A 17,299-nucleotide genomic window follows, 5' to 3' on the forward strand; every position below is an offset into this window, starting at 1 on the left:
CCAATGTCATGTTCGACGGGTTGCGGTCTGCCGCGCGAGAGAGTGCGCTCAGGGCGTTGTGGGACGTGCCGAGGTTGCTGCGGCATCCGGTGTGGCGGAACGCCGATCCGGGTCAGGGCAACGGTCTCGGCGTCGTGCTCGTGCCCGGTTTCGGTGCCGGCGAGGCGAGCTTGTCGCCGGCCGCGGCGTGGTTGCGCGCTCGCGGCTACCTCCCGGCGCGGTCCGGAGTCGGGTTCACCGTCGGCTGCACCGCCGACCTGCTGAAGAAGCTCTTGCACAGCACCGAGAAGCACGCCGAGCGCACCGGTCGCCCGGTGGTGCTGCTCGGCCAGAGCCGCGGCGGCGGTCTGGCACGCATGGCCGCCGCCCGCCGCCCCGACCTGGTGCACGGCCTGGTGATGCTGGGCAGCCCCGTTCTCGACCCGCTCGGCGCGCACCCCAACGTCCTGCGCATCGCGCGGTTCCTGGCACGCCTCGCCTCCGCGGGCATTCCCGGACTGCTCGACGACGACTGCCTGCGCGGTCCCTGCTTCGAGGAGAACGTGAAAACACTCGCCGAACCGTTGCGGGTGCCCGCGATCTCGATCTTCTCGCGATTGGACGGGATCGTGCCGTGGCAGCTGTGCCAGGACCCGTGCGCGGAGTGCGTCGAGGTGCACAGCACGCACACCGGCATGGGGTTCGACCCGCAGGTCTACGAGGTGCTCGGCCCGCGGCTCGCCGCCTGGGTGACCGGCACGATCCGCGCGTCGAGCAGGACGCCGTCCACAATGTCCAGCAACCCGATCGTGCCCTGCGGCTGACGGCGTTTGTCGGTGGGCGAGCCGGGGTTGAAGACGCGGAACCCGTCCTCCTCCTCGTCCCACGGGATGTGCGAGTGTCCGAAGACGACGAGCCTGGCCTCGGGGAACCGGCGACGCATCCTCGCCAACCGGCCGGTCTTCTGACCGCTGTCGTGGATCATCGCGACCGGCAGGCCCTCGATGTCGAACTCCACGGTCTCCGGAGCGCCCCACGCCACGACGTCCGGACCGTCGTTGTTGCCGCACACCGCGATGACGGGCGCGTACTGCGCGAGCTCATCCAGCACGGGCGCCACGCAGACGTCCCCGCCGTGCAGGATCAGGTCGGCTGACCGCAGGTGCTCGGCAACGGCCGGTGGGCACCGCTTCCAGAACCGCGGCGCGTGGGTGTCGGACAGCACCACAACTCTCACAGCCCGACCGTAGCGGGGGTGTGGCCGCTCGGCAGCCACACCCCGGTGCGCGTCAGTACGGGCCGCAGTCCTGCTCGTAAGGCACGTTGCCGCGCTCGTCGCCCTTGAAGTAGATGGCGCTGGCCAGGCGCCGGTCACCCTGGACGTTGAGGCCGACCATGATCCAGATGTTGTTGCGGATGCCGTGGTCGTAGACCATCTCGCCGCGCGTCCAGCAGATGGCGACGGCCTTCTGCCCCGCCGGGATCACGTACGCCACCGGACAGGACAACGCCTCGCAGGTGCGGACTTCCGCGTCCGCCCAGGTCGTGATGGCGTTGTAGGGCGGCTGCGGCGGATCCGCCAGTGCCACCCCGGATCCCGCGACGAGCGCTGCCGCGGAGAGCAGCATCCCCAGTACGAATCTCATCTACGTCCTCCCAGTGGGTTGTCGATCATCAGCAGAAGACTCCCTCTGCGCCCAGGAGGTTGCACGGGGTCAAACGTCAACAAGTGGTTCAAATCGTGCTGCAACGGGTACGTGAACCACATGGCACGGGCGATCTGGAGCGGGTCGATCAGTTTCGGGCTGGTGAGCATCCCGGTGGAGCTGTACAGCGCCACCGAGGACCACACCGTGCACTTCAACCAGTTCCAGCGCGGCACGTCCGACCGCATCCGGTACAAGCGCGTCAACGAGCGCACCGGACGTGAGGTGCCCTACGACAAGATCGTGAAGGGGCACGAGGTCGAGAGCGGCGAGTACGTCGTCGTGGAACCCGAGGAGCTGGACGAGATCGCGCCCGGCCGTTCGCGCACGCTCGACATCGAGGCGTTCGTGGACATCGACGAGATCGACCCCGTGTACTTCCAGAAGACCTACTGGCTCGGGCCGGCCAAAGCCGAGTTCTCCCGGCCGTACCTCCTGCTGGCGCAGGCGATGAAGAAGACGAACCGGGCGGGCATCGCGATGTTCGTCATGCGCGGCAAGCAGTACCTCACGGCGCTCAAGGAGGACAACGGGATCCTCGCCGTGCACACGCTCTTCTTCGCCGACGAGATCAGGCAGCCGAAGGACGTGCTGGACACGACGCCGGAAGGCCGTGCGCCCCGCGGCAAGGAGCTCGACATGGCCGTGTCGCTGGTCGAGTCGATGGCCGACGACTGGCGGCCGAAGGACTACAAGGACACCTACACCGAACGGGTCAACAAGCTGATCAAGGCCAAGCAGAAGGGCCGCGAGGTCGTGGTCGAGGCCGAGCCTCCCGAGGCAACGGGGGTCGTGGACCTCATGGAGGCGTTGCAGCGCAGCGTCGAGGCGAGCAAGAAGAAGCGCGGCGGCAAGAAGGCCGCTAGCTGACGACGAGCGCGGTCGCGTTGTCCGTGCCGCCCGCGTACAGCGCCGCCCGCACGAGCCGCTCCGCCGACACGTGCCCGGACGTGATGGCCTCGATCCCGTTGTGCCCCAACGGTCCGTACACGCCGTCCGACACCAGCACGAGCCGCTGGGCCCGCGTGCCCGCCCGGCCGACGTTCTCGGGCGTGGCGTGCCTGACGGTGTTGGTGACGACGTGCTCGAGCCTGGCGGCGGGCGCGAGACCTCGCTCGCGGAAGTACTCGGCCACCGTGTGGTCGGTCGTGAGCTGGACGAGGTCCTCACCGTCCGAGGCGTACGCACGGGCGTCGCCGGCCCACGCCACGTCGAAGCCGCCGTCGGGACGGGCCACCGCGACGACGATCACCGCGTCACCGGCGTGCACCTGCAGCGCGTCACGGGCGGCGAGGATCGCGGCGACCGGGTCGGTGAGCAGGGCGGCGGCCTGGGCGGCGGCGTGCGCGGCCTCGGCGGCGGCAGCGGAGTCACCCACGCCGTCGGCCACGACGAACGTGCGGCGGTTGTGCGCGTACGCGTCGGCATTGTGCGTGCGTGGTCCACGGTCTGACGCATAGGTCACGGTCAGCGCGGTGCCCAGTGGCATGGTGCGATCGATCAGCATGGCGGACCTCCCTGCACTCCACTAAGCCCTGCACGGCTTGGAGTCTCCTGTCAGGAGCCTGAGAAAAGCTCTAGAGTTTCGCCGCCCGGCGAAACCGCTCCGCCGCCCGCACCAGCGCGACGGACAGCTCCGGTGGCGACACCACCTCGAACTCCACGGTGATGCTCGCGAGCATGAACACCACGTCGTCCATCGTCTCCCCGCCGACCTGCACGTGGCACGAATTTTCGTCAACAGCGGAAACTTTTCCGTAGCTGCGCCACTCGTCGGCCTGCGCGGCGGGCACGCTCAGTCGCACGACGCCCTGCACCGGCCACCTGTCCGCCACCTTCGCCGCCACGAACGCCCCCGCGTCCCCGCCCGGAATCTCACGGGCCGTGAACCGCGCACCGAACGGGGTCCGCACGCTCATCCGATCGAGTCGAAATGTCCGCCAGTCGTCCCGCTGGACGTCCCACGCGACGAGGTACCAGCGCCGCCCCCACGTCACCAGCCGGTGCGGTTCCACCTCGCGAACCGACTCCTCCCCCGCGTGCCCGACGTAGGTGAACCGGATCCGCTGCCGATCGCGGCAGGCCGTGCCGACCAGCGTGAGCAGCGAGGCGTCCACGACCGGCGGCGTTCCCGTGTGCGGCACGGTGGCGATCTCCAGCGCCGCCACCCGGTGCCGCAGCGCCGACGGCAGCACCTGCTCGACCTTCAGCAACGCCCGCACGGCCGTCTCGCCGATGTTCTCGATGCCGCTCGCGGTCCGCAGCCCCACGGCCACGGCGACCGCCTCGTCGTCGTCGAGCAGCAACGGTGGCAAGCGCGCACCGGACCCGAGCCGGTAGCCACCGCCGGACGTGCCCATCGACGCGTGCACCGGATAGTCGAGCTCGCGAAGCTTCTCGACGTCACGACGAACGGTCCGTGTGGTGACACCCAGCCGTTCGGCGAGTTCCGCGCCGGACCACTCACGGCGCGACTGCAACAGACCGAGCAACTTCAACAAACGGGCAGACGACACTGTAGGACCATATCTGTCCTACAGTCGCCATAGCGTCACGATCATGAAGCCGTTCGAGATCTCCATCCCCCAATCCGACGTCGACGACCTGCACCGCCGCCTCGACCAGACCCGCTGGCCCGACTCCCCGGCAGGAGCGAGCTGGGCCCAGGGCACCCCGCTCGACCGTCTCCAGGAACTGGCCGGCCACTGGCGCGACTTCGACTGGCGCGAGCAGGAACGCAGGCTCAACAAGATCCCGCAGTTCATCACCGAGATCGACGGCGCGCAGGTGCACTTCCTGCACGTGAAGAGCCACAACAACAACGCCGAACCACTGCTGCTCACGCACGGATGGCCGTCGACCTGCTTCGCCTTCGAGGAGATGATCGAACCGCTGAGCCGCGACTTCCACCTCGTGATCCCGTCGGTGCCGGGCTTCGGTTTCTCCGGCCACACCAAGGAGCTCGGCTGGACCATCCCCCGCGTCGCGCGCGTGTTCGCCGAGCTGATGCGGCGCCTGGGCTACGACCGGTACGTCGCGCACGGCTACGACTTCGGCGCCAAGCTCACCCGCGAACTGGCGATGCTCGACGAGGTCCGCGCGATCCACGTCAACCAGATCTTCTCCGCGATGGTCACGGCCGACACCGCCGACATGGAGGTCGAGGCCGAACGCAGGTCGGCGGAGAAGCAGTTCAAGTACGACACAGAGCAGTTCGGGTACGCGTTCATGCAGGGCACACGGCCTCAGTCGGTCGCCTACGCGCTCACCGACTCGCCGGTCGCGCAGCTGGAGTGGATCGAGTGGACGTTCCACACGTGGAGCGACCCGGAGATCGGGGTACCCCTCGACGCACTGCTGACCGACGCGTCGATCTTCTGGTTCACCAGGACCGCCGGCTCGTCGGCGCGGTACTACCAGGAGGGGGACGAGACGTGGGGCGAACTGGAGCCCGATTCGGCGACGCCGACCTCGGTGGCGGTGTTCCCGCACGACGCGGGCGTGCCGATCCGGCGGTTGGCCGAGCGCAACCACAACATCGTGCGGTGGACCGAAATGCCCCGCGGCGGGCACTTCGCGGCCTTCGAGGTGCCGGAGCTGATGGCGGCGGAACTGCGAGAGACGTTTCTTTTGTGAGGTCAGCTCGTGAGCGGTTACGGTGATCACCGTGCGGTTCACGGTCTTCGGCGGGGTCTCGGCGCAGGTGCGCGGCCGCGTGACCGAGTTCGGCCCGACGCGGCTGGGGGCGCTGCTCGGCGTCCTGCTCGTCGACGCGGGCCAGGCGATCAGCGCCGACGACCTGGTCGACCGCGTCCTGGGTGACGCACCGCCGCCACGCGCCCGCGCGATGGTGCAGACCTGGCTGACCCGGCTGCGGCAGACGTTGCCCGGCCTGGTCGAACGCGAGGGCACCGGCTACGTGGTGCGGGTCGATCCGCTGGAGATCGACCTGCACCTCTTCCGGCACCTGGTGCGCACCGGCAGGACCGCCGAGGCGCTGCCGCTCGCGGGGGACGAGCTTCTGTCCACACTGGACACGCCGTGGGCGCGTGGGCGTCGCGCGGCCTTCGCGGACGAGCTCCTCGAAGCGCGGCTGGACCACGTCGACGCACGGCTGCGGCAGGACGAGCACGCGGCGCTGGTGCCGGAACTGCGGGCCCTCGCAGCGGTTCGCCCGCTGGACGAACGGATCGCCGCCCAGCTGATCGAGGCGTTGCACGGCAGCGGCCGCACGAGCGAAGCCGCCGGGCACTTCGAGGTGATCAGGGCGCGGCTGCAGGACGAACTGGGCGCCGAGCCGTCACGCCCCCTGGTCACCCTGCACCGGCGCCTCCAGTCGGCCTCGGCACCGCGGCAGCTTCCCGCCCCTCCCAAGCCTTTCACCGGCAGGGCGCTGGAACTGGCGGAGCTGGACCAGGCACCGAACGGGGTCGTGGTGATCACCGGCACCGGCGGGGTCGGCAAGACCTCGCTCGCCGTGCACTGGGCGCACCGGGCCGCGGAACGGTTCCCGGACGGTCAGCTCTACGTGAACCTGCACGGGTTCGGGCCGAGCGGCGCGGCGGTCAGCCCCGGCGACGCGCTGCTGCGGTTCCTGTCGGCGCTCGACGTGCCGCGCACCGAGGTGCCGCACGACCTGGCGGGGCAGTCGGCGTTGCTGCGGGACGCGCTCGCGGACAAGCGCGTGCTGATGGTGCTCGACAACGCCACGGACACCGACCAGATCGAACCGTTGCTGCCGCGCACCCCGAACACGCACGTGGTGATCACGAGCCGGACGGCGCTCAAACCCGCGCACGCCCACGCGTTGCCGCTGGGACTGCTGCCGCCCGACGACGCCCGTGAGCTGCTGGCCGCCCGCATCGGGCACGACCGCGCGCAGGCGGAACCGGACGCGGTCGACACCGTCGTCCGGCGGTGCGCCCGGCTTCCGCTGGCGCTCGCGGTGGCCGGCGCGCGGGCGGCGACGCAGCCGGAGTTCCCGTTGGCGGCGCTGGCCGACGAGCTCGCGGACCTGGACGCGTTCGCCGACGACGATGACGTGACCGCGGACCTGCGGTCGGTGTTCTCCCACTCCTGCAAGGCACTCAGCGCCGAGGCGTTGCGGTTGTTCCGGTTGCTGGGGCTCATGCCGGGCTCCGACATCAGCCTGGCGGGTGCCGCGTCGCTCGCAGGGCGGGGGTTGCGGGAGACCGAGGCGCTGCTGGAGGAACTGGCCAGGGCGAACCTGATCGACGAACCGGAGCCCGGCCGGTTCACCTGCCACGACCTGCTGCGCGACTACGCGGCCGAGCTGGCGCTGCCCACCGAACGGGACGAGGCCCTGCACCGGTTGCTCGACCACCTGGCCCTGACGAGCGTCGAGGCGGGCGTCGCGTTCACCCCGACCCGCCACCGCCCGGCGACACCGGAACCGGCCGACGGCGTGGTGATCACGCCGATCAGCACGCAGGAGGAGGCGCTGGCGTGGCTGACGGCCGAGCACCCGACGCTGATGTCGGCGATGCCGCACGGCACCCCGGCCCAGACGTGGCTGATGGGCTGGTCGCTCGCCGACGTCCTCGACCGGCAGGCCCACTACCGCGATCTGCTGACGTCACAACAACTCGCCGTCGCCGCACTGGAACAGCTCGACGACGCCGACGGCCTGGGCCGCACGCTGATCAACCTCGGCCGCGGTCTCGGCAGGGCGGGCAGGCAGGCCGAGGCGGAGGTGGCGCTGCGGCGGGCGTTCGAGGTGTACGAGGGCAACCCGGCGGGCCAGGCGGGTGTGCTGCTCAACACGGCGATGCTGTGCCCGGACGACAGGATCGCGGAGGCGATGGAGCACACGCGGCGCGGCCTGGCGTTGTTCGAGGAGTGCGGTGACGAGTACGGGCAGGCCAACGCGCTGACAGGACTCGCGTGGGGCCACGGCAAGCTCGGCGAGTTCGCGTTGGCGCTGGAGTACGGCGAACGCGTGATGCCGATGTGGCAGGCGATGGGGCACGTCCTCGGCCAGGGCGAGACGTGGGACAACCTCGGCACCGCCTACCTCGGGCTGGGCGAGCCCGCGAAGGCCGTCGAGGCGTTCACCCGGTCCGCGGAGCACTTCCGGATCGGCGGCGACCGTTCCCTGGAAGCGACCGCGTACGAGGAGCTCGGCGACGCCCACGCGGCCGCGGGTGACGCCGAGCTCGCTCGGGAGGCCTGGCAGACCTCCGTGAGACTGCACGCGGAAGCCGGTCTGCCGGCCGAACGCGTGCTGGCGAAGCTACAGACCGAAGGCCAGTAGCACGGACCCGTGCGGGTTCACCCAGTCCGAGGTGTAGCCCGACTGCACGTAGACCATGCCGTCCGACACCGCCGCGCCCGTGCCGGGACCGGCCATGACACCGCCGCGGCCGGTCAGTCCGTTGACGCCGCGAACGTCCTGCACGGTGTCGTGGGACCACAGGATCTTGCCGGTCTTCGTGCTGTACGCCCGGAACTTGCCGTCCTGCGCGCCCAGCCACACCACGCCGGGCGTGCTGGACACCGGTACGCCGTGCGCCCGCGCACATCCCGGCTGGCCTGCCGCACCACCCGTGGAGCACCCGTCCTCGGGTGCCGCGGTCTCCCACAGGACGGTGCCGGTGGCGGGATCCACCGCGAAGAGCTTGCCGGGATCGGCGTAGTAGGTCGCGATGTAGAGCCGTTTGCCGTCGTAGCTCGAGCCCCACTGGATGCCCGACACACCACCGCTGGGCAGCGGCACGCCGAGCTGCCGGCGCCACACGACCTGCCCCGTCGCGGCGTCGAACACGTGGTAGACACCGGATTTCTGACCGACGCCGACGAGCTGCCTGCCGCCTGCGGAGAACAGGTTCGGCGTGGCACCGATGTCGTAGTCGAGGTTGGTGCCGTCCTTGAGGCCCGGGCAGTAGCCCTCGGGGTCCGGTTCGTTGCACGCCCAGCGCCACGTGTCGGCGTCGGTGACCTGGTTGGTCCACCTCACCGCGCCGGTGCGGGCGTCGAGCGCGAGCAGCGAGTCGAACTCGCCGCCCTTGCCTGTGTAGTTCTGGCCGGTGCCGACGTAGAGCGTGCCGGTCCTGCGGTCGATCACCGGTGAGCTCCACACCCCGACACCGGACGGCTCGAACCGCTTGGCGCCGTTGGGCCACGTGCCGACCTCGACCGGTTCCGGCACCGTGTAGTGACGCCAGACCAGCGCGCCGGTGTCGATGTCGTAGGCGTCGATGTGACCGCGGAAGGTGCAGCACGGGTAGTCGCGCGGCAGCACGTTCTCGCTGCTGGACGTGCCGACGTACACCAGTCCGTTGTGGACGATCGGCGAGCTGGTCGTGATGGCGGCGACGGTGTCGTCCATCTGGGTCTGCCAGCGCTTGCGGCCGGTCCGCTGGTCGAGCGCGAACAGCCTGCCCGCGCTGTCGCCGAAGAACACCTTGCCGTCGCTGACGGTCGGCCCGTCGGAGTTGAACGCGTACCGGGGCGCCGCCGGGAGCGTGAACTCCCACCTGGCTTTCCCGGTGCGCTTGTCGCGGGCGTAGAACTTGCCGTCGGGGCCACCGAAGTAGACGGTGTCGCCGACGACGGCCGGCTGGCTGCGGACGGCGTTGAAGTCGCCCTTGGGGTACGCGAACGCCCACTTCAGCTCGAGCTTGCTCGTGTTGCCCGCGTTGATGCGCCATTCGGCGGCGTTGTGACGGGAACCGTTGAGGTCCTTCTGCCATCCGGCCCAGTCCGCCGTGGCGTGTGCCGTGGCGGGTGAGGCGGTCAGCACTACTAGCGCTGCCGTGAGCAGCGATGTGGTTCTGAGCATGGAATTTCCCCCTTCCGCCACCCACCCTGGCAGTGACGGAAGGGGGAAGCGACCCCTTGAAGTCGTGTTGAGGCTTAGCCGATCGGTTGATGCGTGACGACGTCGACGCCGGGATAGCCGCGGCTGACGATCGGGTTCTGGGCGCCGTAGAGGTACTGGCGGAAGAACGCCGGGACGTAGGTCGTGGCGACCTTCCGCTGCTGTTCAGGCGTCAGGCCGGTGTCCTTGCAGTTGCCGTCGTTGTCGTAGGTCCACTCGGTGTTGAAGAAGTTGTGGTTGGCACGCTTCGGCGTGACGAGGTGGACGGGGACGAGGTTGCGGCCCTGCGCGTTGCGGACGTAGTGGCTCGCCTGATCCCACGCCGGGTCGCATTCTCCTGTCATGACCGCGAACGGGATCTTCGTGATGCGGTAGTCGAGGTTCTCCGGCGCCTCCGGATCCGGCGCGTAATACCCGGCAGGAGCGAGCGGGAGAACCGCCTTGATCCGCACGCCGGCCGGGAGTGCGTGCGCGTGGTTGTCCGACGCCTGCCAGACCGCGCCGCGGCCGCCGCGCGAGTGGCCGAGCGTGCCGACGTTGGTCACGTCGACGTGCCCTGTGAAACCGCGCAGCCGCCCGACCAACGGGCCTCTGCCTTCGTTGAGGTCACGCCACATCTCGAGATGCTTGCTCATCAGCGCCGCGCGCGCCACGTCCGCCGGTTGGCCGAGCTCTCCCGCGTTGACGCCGTTCGCGCTCAGCGACACGACCACGAAACCCTGGCGCGCCAGCTCCTCTGCCAGGTAGTCGTAGCCGCGGTAGCTCGGGAAGGTGTCCCCCTCCGGGCAAGGCCAGAGCCACTCCTCCTCGTTTCTGCACGTCTTCCAGTAGCCGTGTGCCAGCAGCACGAGCGGCCGTTTGCCGACGAGCGTGCGTGGTGCGTGCACGACCGCGGTGAGCTCGAGATCCGCGACGGGGCCGCCCGGTTCGGTGTGAAAGCCGGGCACCTGGAAGGCCCGATCACCGAGCGAGTACTCGACCTTTCTGACGTCCTGCCCTGGGGCCGCAGAGGTGGCCGGCGCGGTCAGCGCCATCGCCATCACGACCACGGCCGCGGCTTTTCCGATTGCCATGCCGAAGATCTCATCGCCCGCGTGTAGGGATCTTGTCCGGACCATGTCACGGTTCTGCCACAGCGACGCTGCCGACGAACCCGGCGAACCGTTCCGCCAGAGGCCCGGCGCCCGCGTTCAGCTCACGCCACAGCTCCTCGTGCGCCGCCACCGACCACCGGTCGTCGACCACGACCACGACGAACCCCTGCCGCGCCCTCTCCCGTGCGAGGTCGTCGTGGAAGCCGAACACCAGCGGCCGCACGCCCACGAGGGTCCGCGGCGCGTGCACGTGGGCCGTCAGGTCCCCGACCGCGTAGTCCACTCGCATGACGGCTGGGCTGTAGTCGTCCGGAGACGTGGTCGCGGCCGTGCTCGGCGAGGTCAGCATCATCGCGACGGCGACGGCCACCAGGACTCTCCCGATTGCCATGAGCACGATCTCATCGACTCCACGTACTGGGAACGTCCGTGCTTTGTCACGGTTTCGCCACAGCGCCCTCGATCCCGTCGAGCAGCACCCGCAACCCGTTGCGGAAGTTCTCGACGGCGTCGTTCTCCAGGTACGGCAGCTCCGGGTCGACGGGTTCGCGGTCGCTTTCCAGCAGGTGCAGCACCGGGAACTTCTTCGCCAGGTCCGGCTCGATCTCCATCAACACCGCGGACCGCGCGTACCACCACTCCTCGTCGGCCTCACCTGTCGCGCCGCCGGCCGCACGTGCCTCCGCGACCGTCTGGGCGGCCCCGCGCACGAAGTAGTTGATGGCACCGACGATGCCGCGCAGCTGACGGCCGGGCAGCCCGGTGGACACGAGGATCCTGGCCAACGCCTCGACCACCGCGAACTCGTGCGGTCCGAGAACGGGACGTGCCTGCGACACCTGCAGCACCCACGGGTGACGGCCGTAGAACTCCCACATGTCGTGCGCCCACTGCGTGACGGCGGGCCGCCAGCCGTCGTCGAGCGGGTACGACGTCGGCAGCTCGGCCATCGTGCGGTCGTACATCAGGTCGACCAGCTCGTTCTTGCCGGGCACGTAGGTGTAGAGCGCCATCGCGGTGCGCCCGAGCCGTTCCCCCACCGCCCGCATCGAGAACGCCATGCCCTGCTCGTCCGCCACGGCGATGCCCGCGTCGACGATCGCGTCCACGCTCAGTCCCGGCTTCGGGCCGGGCCTCTTCTCCGCAACCGTCCCGCGCCAGAGCAGTTCGATGGACCGGCGCGGATCGCCCTGACCTGCGTAGACGACCACGGTTGCGACTCCTTACAGCGTAAAGTAACCTCGAACAGCTCATACTTTACGGCATAAAGAATCATTCTTGGGGGAAGCAGCTGTGAACGCTGTCGCCGACAGCCACGACGTGATCGAGGTCCGCGGGGCGAGGGAGAACAACCTCGCGGACGTGTCGCTCGACGTCCCCAAACGCCGCCTGACCGTCTTCACCGGCGTGTCCGGCTCCGGCAAGTCCTCGCTGGTCTTCGGCACGATCGCGGCCGAGTCGCAGCGCATGATCAACGAGACCTACACCGCGTTCCTGCAGTCGTTCATGCCGTCGATCGGGCGTCCGGACGTGGACGCGCTGCGCAACCTGAGCGCGGCGATCATCGTCGACCAGGAGCGGATGGGGGCCAACTCTCGTTCCACCGTCGGCACCGCGACCGACGCGCACACCATGCTCCGGATCGTGTTCAGCAGGCTCGGCCAGCCGCACGTCGGCACGTCCGGGGCGTTCAGCTTCAACCTGCCGGAGGGCATGTGCCCGGCCTGCGAGGGGCTGGGCAAGGTCACCACGATCGACGTCGACGCCATCGTCGACCGGTCGAAGTCGTTGAACGACGGCGCGATCGACGCCCCGAACTACGGCGTCGGCACCTGGTACTGGCAGGTGCTCGCGAAGTCCGGGCTGTACCCGGCGGACAAGCCGATCAGCGAGTTCACCGAGCAGGAGCTGCACGACTTCCTGTACAAGCCCACGACGAAGCTGAACGTCGGCGGCACCAACGTCACCTACGACGGCCTGATCCCGAAGCTGCAGCGGACGATCCTCGCCAAGGACCGCGAGTCGATGCAGCCGCACGTGCGGGCGTTCGTCGACCGGGCCGTCACGTTCGCGACCTGCCAGGACTGCCGGGGTGCCCGGCTGAACGAGGCCGCGCTCGGCTCGAAGATCCGCGGGGTGAACATCGCGGACTGCAGCGCCATGCAGATCAGCGACCTCGCCGAGTTCGTGCGCTCGCTCGACGACCCGTCCGTCGCACCGCTACTGGCCACGTTGCGCGACACGCTGGACTCCCTGGTCGAAATCGGCCTGGGCTACCTGTCGCTCGACCGCGAGTCCGCGACGCTGTCCGGCGGCGAGTCGCAGCGCGTGAAGATGGTGCGGCACCTCGGATCGTCGCTGACCGACATCACCTACGTGTTCGACGAACCGACCGTCGGCCTGCACCCGCACGACATCCAGCGCATGAACAACCTGCTGCTCCAGTTGCGGGACAAGGGCAACACCGTCCTCGTCGTCGAGCACAAGCCGGAGACCATCGCGATCGCCGACCACGTGGTCGACCTGGGTCCCGGTGCGGGCGTGAACGGCGGCCACGTCTGCTACTCCGGTGACGTGGCCGGTCTGCGCGCGTCCGGCACGTTGACGGGACGGCACCTCGACCACCGCGCGAAGCTGCGGCCGGAGTTCCGTTCCCCCAAGGGTTTCCTGACGATCGACGGTGCGAGGCTCAACAACCTCAAGGACGTCTCGGTCGACCTGCCGCTCGGCGTGCTGACGGTGGTCACCGGTGTCGCGGGCTCCGGCAAGTCGTCGCTGATCCACGGCTCCCTGCGCGGACGGCCGGACGTCGTGACGGTGGACCAGTCGCCCATCCGCGGCTCGCGCAGGTCCAACCCCGCCACCTACACCGGCCTGCTCGACTCGGTGCGGACGGCCTTCGCCAAGGCCAACGGCGTGAAGGCGGCGTTGTTCAGCGCGAACTCCGAGGGCGCGTGCACGCACTGCAAGGGCATCGGCCTCGTCTACACCGACCTGGCGATGATGGCCGGTGTCGCGACGGTCTGCGAGAAGTGCGAGGGCAAGCGCTTCACCCCCGAGGTGCTGCGCTACACGTTGCGGGGCAAGAACATCAGCGAGGTGCTCGGCATGTCCGTGGCCGAGGCGCGCGACTTCTTCCCGTCCGGTCAGGCGAACGCCGTGCTGAGCCGGTTGCACGACGTCGGCCTGTCGTACCTCTCGCTCGGCCAGCCGCTGACCACGCTGTCCGGCGGTGAACGTCAACGGCTGAAGCTCGCGATCCACATGGCGGAGAAGGCTTCCACGTACGTGCTGGACGAACCCACGTCCGGCCTGCACCTCGCGGACGTCGACCAGCTGCTCGGGCTGCTCGACCAGCTGATCGACGCGGGCAACACGGTGATCGTGATCGAGCACCACCTGGCCGTGATGGCGCACGCCGACTGGATCGTCGACATGGGCCCCGGCGCCGGGCACGACGGCGGTCAGGTCGTCTTCACCGGCACACCGGCCGAGCTCGTCGCCTCGGACACCCTCACCGCACAGCACCTGAAGGAGTACCTGTCGTGATGCTGACCGTGACCTCGGTCCGGAGGCTGACCCCGCGCATGGTGCGCCTGACGTTCAGCGGCGACGGGCTCTCGGACCTCGACACCTGGCCGGACCAGCAGCTGAAGCTGTTGTTTCCCAAGCCCGGCTGCTCGGCGCACGTGTCGGACTCCCCCGACGTCGGCACCTGGTACCAGGCCTACCTGGCCGTGCCGGAACCCGAACGGCCGTGGATGCGCAGCTTCACCGTCCGCTCGTTGGCCGACGGTGTGCTGACCGTCGACTTCGTGCTGCACGGCGACAACGGCCCTGCCTCGCACTGGGCCGCGTCCGCACAGGTCGGTGACGTCATCGGCCGGTTCGGCCCGTCACCGGAGTACGCCCGGCCGCTCGGCACCGCGGACCTGCTGCTGTTCGCGGGTGACGAGACGGCGTTGCCCGCGATCGCCTCGCTGCTGGAGCTCCTGCCGTCCTCGCAAAGGTTCCTCGCGTTCGTCGAGGTGGCGGACCCGGCGGAGGAGCTGGACGTCCCCGGTGTCCGCTGGGTGCACCGCAGTGCCGGCGAGGACCTGGTCTCGGTGGTGTCCGCGATCGAGGTCCCGTCCTCGGTGTGGGTGTGGCTCGGCGGCGAGGCGTCGGCGGTGCGGGCGCTGCGCAGGCACTTCGTCGGACTGGGAGTGTCCAAGAAGGACATCGAGTTCGCCGGCTACTGGCGGCGGACGCTGACCCAGGACGACGCTCCCACGGCCGACGACCTCGCCGAGGCACAGGAGCGGATCGCCTCGCTCAGCGACTGACCACCAGCACCGCGCTTCCGGCCGGCACGTCGACCCTGGTCGTCGTGCCGGTCACCTTCACGGTCTTCGGCCGCGGCACGAACTTCCCGTCCTTTCCGACCGCCGAGCCCGCGAGGGTGATCTCCTTGGAGTCCAGTTTCGGCGCGGTCAGCACGTAGACCCGTGCGTGCCGGGCCTTGGCGGGCAACGTGATCGTCGCGGTCACCGCGCCCGCGCTCTTGTTGTTGACGAACGCGTTGTTGCCGATTCCCCACGCCGTGACCGCGTCCGCCCCGGTGACGCTCGCCGCGTGGTAGGCACCGGGCCCAGCCAGCTTCCACAGCAGCTCACCGTAGTAAACCGCCTGCACGCCAACGGGATTGAGCCCGTCGTAACGGATCGGCGAGTAGTGCAGCGGGAACTGCGTCGACGTGCCGCCGTGAAAGTTGATGCCCGCACCCTGCCGCGCCGCGACACCCGACATGTAGTCGAGCGACCACAGCGCCGCCGCCTGCACGTTGCTGACGCCGTCCGCGCCACCGTGGAAGTAGTTGTTCGCCTCGGTGACGCGCCACTGCGGGATCCCGTTGGCGGACCAGGCCTTCTGCATCGCGGCCGAGATGGTGGGCAGCCTGCCGGAGGAGTTGGACGCCAGCATCTTCGTGATGTCGGCCTCGGTGTTCTTCGCGATGTAGACGTGCGTGGACAGGATGTTCACTCCCCTGTCCTTCTGCGTGCGGGCGAAGTCCTCCGCCCACGAGCTGCTGTTCGCCTGGCCGGGACCGTCGAACTTCGCACCGGGCACCCTCGTCCTGATGGCGTCGGCGAACTTCGTGAACAGCGCCTCGTACTCCGGCCACGTCTTGACGTAGACGTTCGGCTCGTTGCCGATCTCGAACGCCACCAGGTCGCCGCCGAGCGTCCTCGCCGCCACCTCGGCTTCGTCGGCGGCCTTCTCGGGCGTGTTGGTCTTGAGGTTGATGCCGTAGACGACCTTCCAGCCCGTGGCCTTCGCGAACAGCGCGAGCTCGCGGACGTCCGCCGGGGTGACCTCCTCGGCCCTGCCGCCGGGGCCGTCCGGGTTCCAGGTGGTCATGTCCACCAGGTTGCCGCCGATCCGCAGCAGGCTCGGGCCGAGCAGGCGGAAGAGGCGGACCAGGCCGGCGTTGCGGGCGTTGAACATCCGGGCGCCGACCCGGTCCTTCTCGTAGCTGAAGCCGGCGAAGTCCCTGCCGACCTCGCTCTTGCTCGCCGGATCGACCCTCACGGTGATCTCCGACGCCGCGTGCGCGGGTGCCGCGCTCAGCGCGATCAACAGGGCTGCCACGACCGCTCGCATCAGGAGTCCTCTCGTCCTCAGGCGGCGGCCCGCTCCTACCTTAGATCGGATGTTTGCGGAATTCGAGCAGACTGCGCCCGACGGTTACTTCAGTGACGGATTCGAGCGCCAATCCGTGTGATGAGGCTAGTTCCGTGAAGTCCTCGAGCACTCGGTCGCGGCCTCCGAAGTGCACGAGCATGGTCAGGTCGAACCAGGTTCCGCCGCCCACACCTCCGAGGGATTCGATGACGAGCAGCCGTCCGTGCTCGGGCATCGCCTCGACGCAGCGGGCGAGGATCCGGTGGGCCTGCTCGTCGTCCCAGTCGTGCAGGACGTCGAACAGCAGGTAGGCGTCACCGCCGGTGGGCAACGGGTCGAAGAAGCTGCCGCCGGTCACCTCTGCGCGGTCACCGAGCAGCTCGCGTGCGCCCGCGGCGGTCTCCTCGAGGTCGACCAGGTGGCCGCGCATCCCGGGGTTCGCGGTGAGGATCGCGGCGAGCAGCGTGCCGTGACCACCGCCGACGTCGACGAGCGTGCCGAAGCGCGACCAGTCGAAGTTGGCCACGACCTGCGGGATCCAGGTGCGCATCCGGTCGGTCATCTGCCGGTCGAACGCCTGGCGCAGGTGCGGTTGTTCGGCGAGGTCGGTCCAGAAGTCCTGGCCGTGACGCAGCGGGTAGGCGGCTTCGCCGGTGCGGACGCTGTGGATCAGGTCGATGAACGCCAGGTCGGCGCGTCCGGCGGCGGTGTCGTGGTGCAGCAGGTTGTTGAGCCCGTTGCCGGCGTCCGTGCAGAGCAGCGCGCCGAACTCCGTGGTGCGGTGGCCGGTCGCGGTGCGTTCGACGACACCGAGCGTGGTCAGGTGGTTGAACAGGAGGCCGAGGGCCATCGGGTCGACGCCGAGTTCTGTCGCCAGGTCTGTGGTCGTGGCGTTCTCACGGAGGCGATCGGGCAGGCCGAGGGTGACCGCGACCCTCAGCGTCATCGGGGTGACCAGGTCGGCCATGTCGCGGAGCTTCTGCACGTCGTTTCCCACGAAGATCCACCCTGCCAGC

Annotated in this window: 15 protein-coding genes and 1 pseudogene; 6 read left to right on the forward strand and 10 right to left on the reverse strand. The window is 69.4% G+C overall.

Annotated features, from left to right (window positions below):
• Positions 1-8 precede the first annotated feature (8 nt).
• Positions 9-803 carry an esterase/lipase family protein gene (locus ACFOWZ_RS40370; RefSeq protein WP_382379249.1) on the forward strand — a complete coding sequence of 265 codons (795 nt, stop codon included), beginning with the start codon at positions 9-11 and terminating at the stop codon, positions 801-803.
• Here the strand turns inward: ACFOWZ_RS40370 and ACFOWZ_RS40375 are convergent.
• Positions 695-1,216 carry a metallophosphoesterase family protein gene (locus ACFOWZ_RS40375; RefSeq protein ID WP_382379250.1) on the reverse strand — a complete coding sequence of 174 codons (522 nt, stop codon included), beginning with the start codon at positions 1,214-1,216 and terminating at the stop codon, positions 695-697. The two genes, ACFOWZ_RS40370 and ACFOWZ_RS40375, sit on opposite strands and share 109 nt — an antisense overlap.
• Positions 1,217-1,268: 52 nt before the next feature.
• Complete coding sequence (locus tag ACFOWZ_RS40380; RefSeq protein WP_382379251.1) at positions 1,269-1,625, reverse strand: hypothetical protein; 357 nt, start codon at positions 1,623-1,625, stop codon at positions 1,269-1,271.
• Between the two features lie 120 nt (positions 1,626-1,745).
• On the opposite strand from ACFOWZ_RS40380, the pseudogene ku reads away from it, so the two are divergent.
• Positions 1,746-2,543, forward strand: a pseudogene (gene ku / locus ACFOWZ_RS40385) (non-homologous end joining protein Ku); the annotation flags it as partial.
• Positions 2,544-2,547: 4 nt separating this feature from the next.
• Here ku and ACFOWZ_RS40390 read toward each other — a convergent pair.
• On the reverse strand, positions 2,548-3,192 hold the full coding sequence (locus ACFOWZ_RS40390) for a PP2C family protein-serine/threonine phosphatase (protein WP_382379252.1): 645 nt from the start codon (positions 3,190-3,192) through the stop codon (positions 2,548-2,550).
• A 70-nt stretch (positions 3,193-3,262) separates the two neighbouring features.
• Positions 3,263-4,201, reverse strand: a complete 939-nt coding sequence (locus ACFOWZ_RS40395) for a helix-turn-helix transcriptional regulator (protein ID WP_382379254.1) — start codon at positions 4,199-4,201, stop codon at positions 3,263-3,265.
• Positions 4,202-4,244: 43 nt separating this feature from the next.
• Here ACFOWZ_RS40395 and ACFOWZ_RS40400 point away from each other — a divergent pair, with 43 nt between their 5' ends.
• The gene (locus ACFOWZ_RS40400; protein WP_382379255.1) at positions 4,245-5,321 is read left to right on the forward strand and encodes an epoxide hydrolase family protein; all 1,077 of its coding nucleotides are present in this window, start codon (positions 4,245-4,247) and stop codon (positions 5,319-5,321) included.
• 31 nt (positions 5,322-5,352) lie between these two features.
• Positions 5,353-7,959 carry an AfsR/SARP family transcriptional regulator gene (locus ACFOWZ_RS40405; protein WP_382379256.1) on the forward strand — a complete coding sequence of 869 codons (2,607 nt, stop codon included), beginning with the start codon at positions 5,353-5,355 and terminating at the stop codon, positions 7,957-7,959.
• Here the strand turns inward: ACFOWZ_RS40405 and ACFOWZ_RS40410 are convergent.
• From ACFOWZ_RS40410 to ACFOWZ_RS40425, 4 genes are all read right to left on the reverse strand, one after another.
• A complete protein-coding gene (locus tag ACFOWZ_RS40410) occupies positions 7,939-9,486 on the reverse strand; it encodes an outer membrane protein assembly factor BamB family protein (RefSeq protein ID WP_382379257.1) in 1,548 nt (515 codons plus the stop codon). The genes ACFOWZ_RS40405 and ACFOWZ_RS40410 overlap by 21 nt on opposite strands.
• A 74-nt stretch (positions 9,487-9,560) precedes the next feature.
• Positions 9,561-10,598 carry an alpha/beta hydrolase family protein gene (locus tag ACFOWZ_RS40415; protein ID WP_382379258.1) on the reverse strand — a complete coding sequence of 346 codons (1,038 nt, stop codon included), beginning with the start codon at positions 10,596-10,598 and terminating at the stop codon, positions 9,561-9,563.
• A gap of 46 nt (positions 10,599-10,644) precedes the next feature.
• Positions 10,645-11,010 carry a hypothetical protein gene (locus ACFOWZ_RS40420; RefSeq protein ID WP_382379259.1) on the reverse strand — a complete coding sequence of 122 codons (366 nt, stop codon included), beginning with the start codon at positions 11,008-11,010 and terminating at the stop codon, positions 10,645-10,647.
• A 46-nt stretch (positions 11,011-11,056) separates the two neighbouring features.
• A complete protein-coding gene (locus tag ACFOWZ_RS40425) occupies positions 11,057-11,830 on the reverse strand; it encodes a TetR/AcrR family transcriptional regulator C-terminal domain-containing protein (RefSeq protein ID WP_382379260.1) in 774 nt (257 codons plus the stop codon).
• Between the two features lie 82 nt (positions 11,831-11,912).
• Between ACFOWZ_RS40425 and ACFOWZ_RS40430 the strand changes: the two genes are divergently transcribed.
• The gene (locus ACFOWZ_RS40430) at positions 11,913-14,168 is read left to right on the forward strand and encodes an ATP-binding cassette domain-containing protein (protein WP_382379261.1); all 2,256 of its coding nucleotides are present in this window, start codon (positions 11,913-11,915) and stop codon (positions 14,166-14,168) included.
• Positions 14,168-14,944 (forward strand): siderophore-interacting protein, encoded by a 777-nt coding sequence (locus ACFOWZ_RS40435; protein ID WP_382379311.1) that lies wholly within the window; start codon positions 14,168-14,170, stop codon positions 14,942-14,944. The genes ACFOWZ_RS40430 and ACFOWZ_RS40435 overlap by 1 nt, the downstream gene beginning before the upstream one ends.
• On the opposite strand, the gene ACFOWZ_RS40440 is transcribed toward ACFOWZ_RS40435, so the two are convergent.
• Together ACFOWZ_RS40440 and ACFOWZ_RS40445 are read right to left on the reverse strand one after the other, a co-directional pair.
• Entirely contained in the window at positions 14,934-16,262 is a 1,329-nt protein-coding gene (locus tag ACFOWZ_RS40440) for a glycosyl hydrolase family protein (RefSeq protein WP_382379262.1), read from the reverse strand. The genes ACFOWZ_RS40435 and ACFOWZ_RS40440 overlap by 11 nt on opposite strands.
• A 40-nt stretch (positions 16,263-16,302) precedes the next feature.
• On the reverse strand, positions 16,303-17,280 hold the full coding sequence (locus ACFOWZ_RS40445; RefSeq protein WP_382379263.1) for a methyltransferase: 978 nt from the start codon (positions 17,278-17,280) through the stop codon (positions 16,303-16,305).
• Between the last annotated feature and the right edge of the window lie 19 nt (positions 17,281-17,299).

It is taken from the genome of Lentzea rhizosphaerae, assembly GCF_042649515.1.
Taxonomy (GTDB): domain Bacteria; phylum Actinomycetota; class Actinomycetes; order Mycobacteriales; family Pseudonocardiaceae; genus Lentzea; species Lentzea aerocolonigenes.

Excerpts from the sequence above, each read along its gene's own strand:
- ACFOWZ_RS40370 (WP_382379249.1), top strand. The coding sequence starts at position 9 with ATGTTCGACGGGTTGCGGTCTGCCGCGCGAGAGAGTGCGCTCAGGGCG.
- ACFOWZ_RS40380 (WP_382379251.1), bottom strand. The coding sequence starts at position 1,625 with ATGAGATTCGTACTGGGGATGCTGCTCTCCGCGGCAGCGCTCGTCGCG.
- ACFOWZ_RS40390 (WP_382379252.1), bottom strand. The coding sequence starts at position 3,192 with ATGCTGATCGATCGCACCATGCCACTGGGCACCGCGCTGACCGTGACC.
- ACFOWZ_RS40400 (WP_382379255.1), top strand. The coding sequence starts at position 4,245 with ATGAAGCCGTTCGAGATCTCCATCCCCCAATCCGACGTCGACGACCTG.
- ACFOWZ_RS40410 (WP_382379257.1), bottom strand. The coding sequence starts at position 9,486 with ATGCTCAGAACCACATCGCTGCTCACGGCAGCGCTAGTAGTGCTGACC.
- ACFOWZ_RS40415 (WP_382379258.1), bottom strand. The coding sequence starts at position 10,598 with ATGGCAATCGGAAAAGCCGCGGCCGTGGTCGTGATGGCGATGGCGCTG.
- ACFOWZ_RS40420 (WP_382379259.1), bottom strand. The coding sequence starts at position 11,010 with ATGGCAATCGGGAGAGTCCTGGTGGCCGTCGCCGTCGCGATGATGCTG.
- ACFOWZ_RS40435 (WP_382379311.1), top strand. The coding sequence starts at position 14,168 with ATGCTGACCGTGACCTCGGTCCGGAGGCTGACCCCGCGCATGGTGCGC.
- ACFOWZ_RS40440 (WP_382379262.1), bottom strand. The coding sequence starts at position 16,262 with ATGCGAGCGGTCGTGGCAGCCCTGTTGATCGCGCTGAGCGCGGCACCC.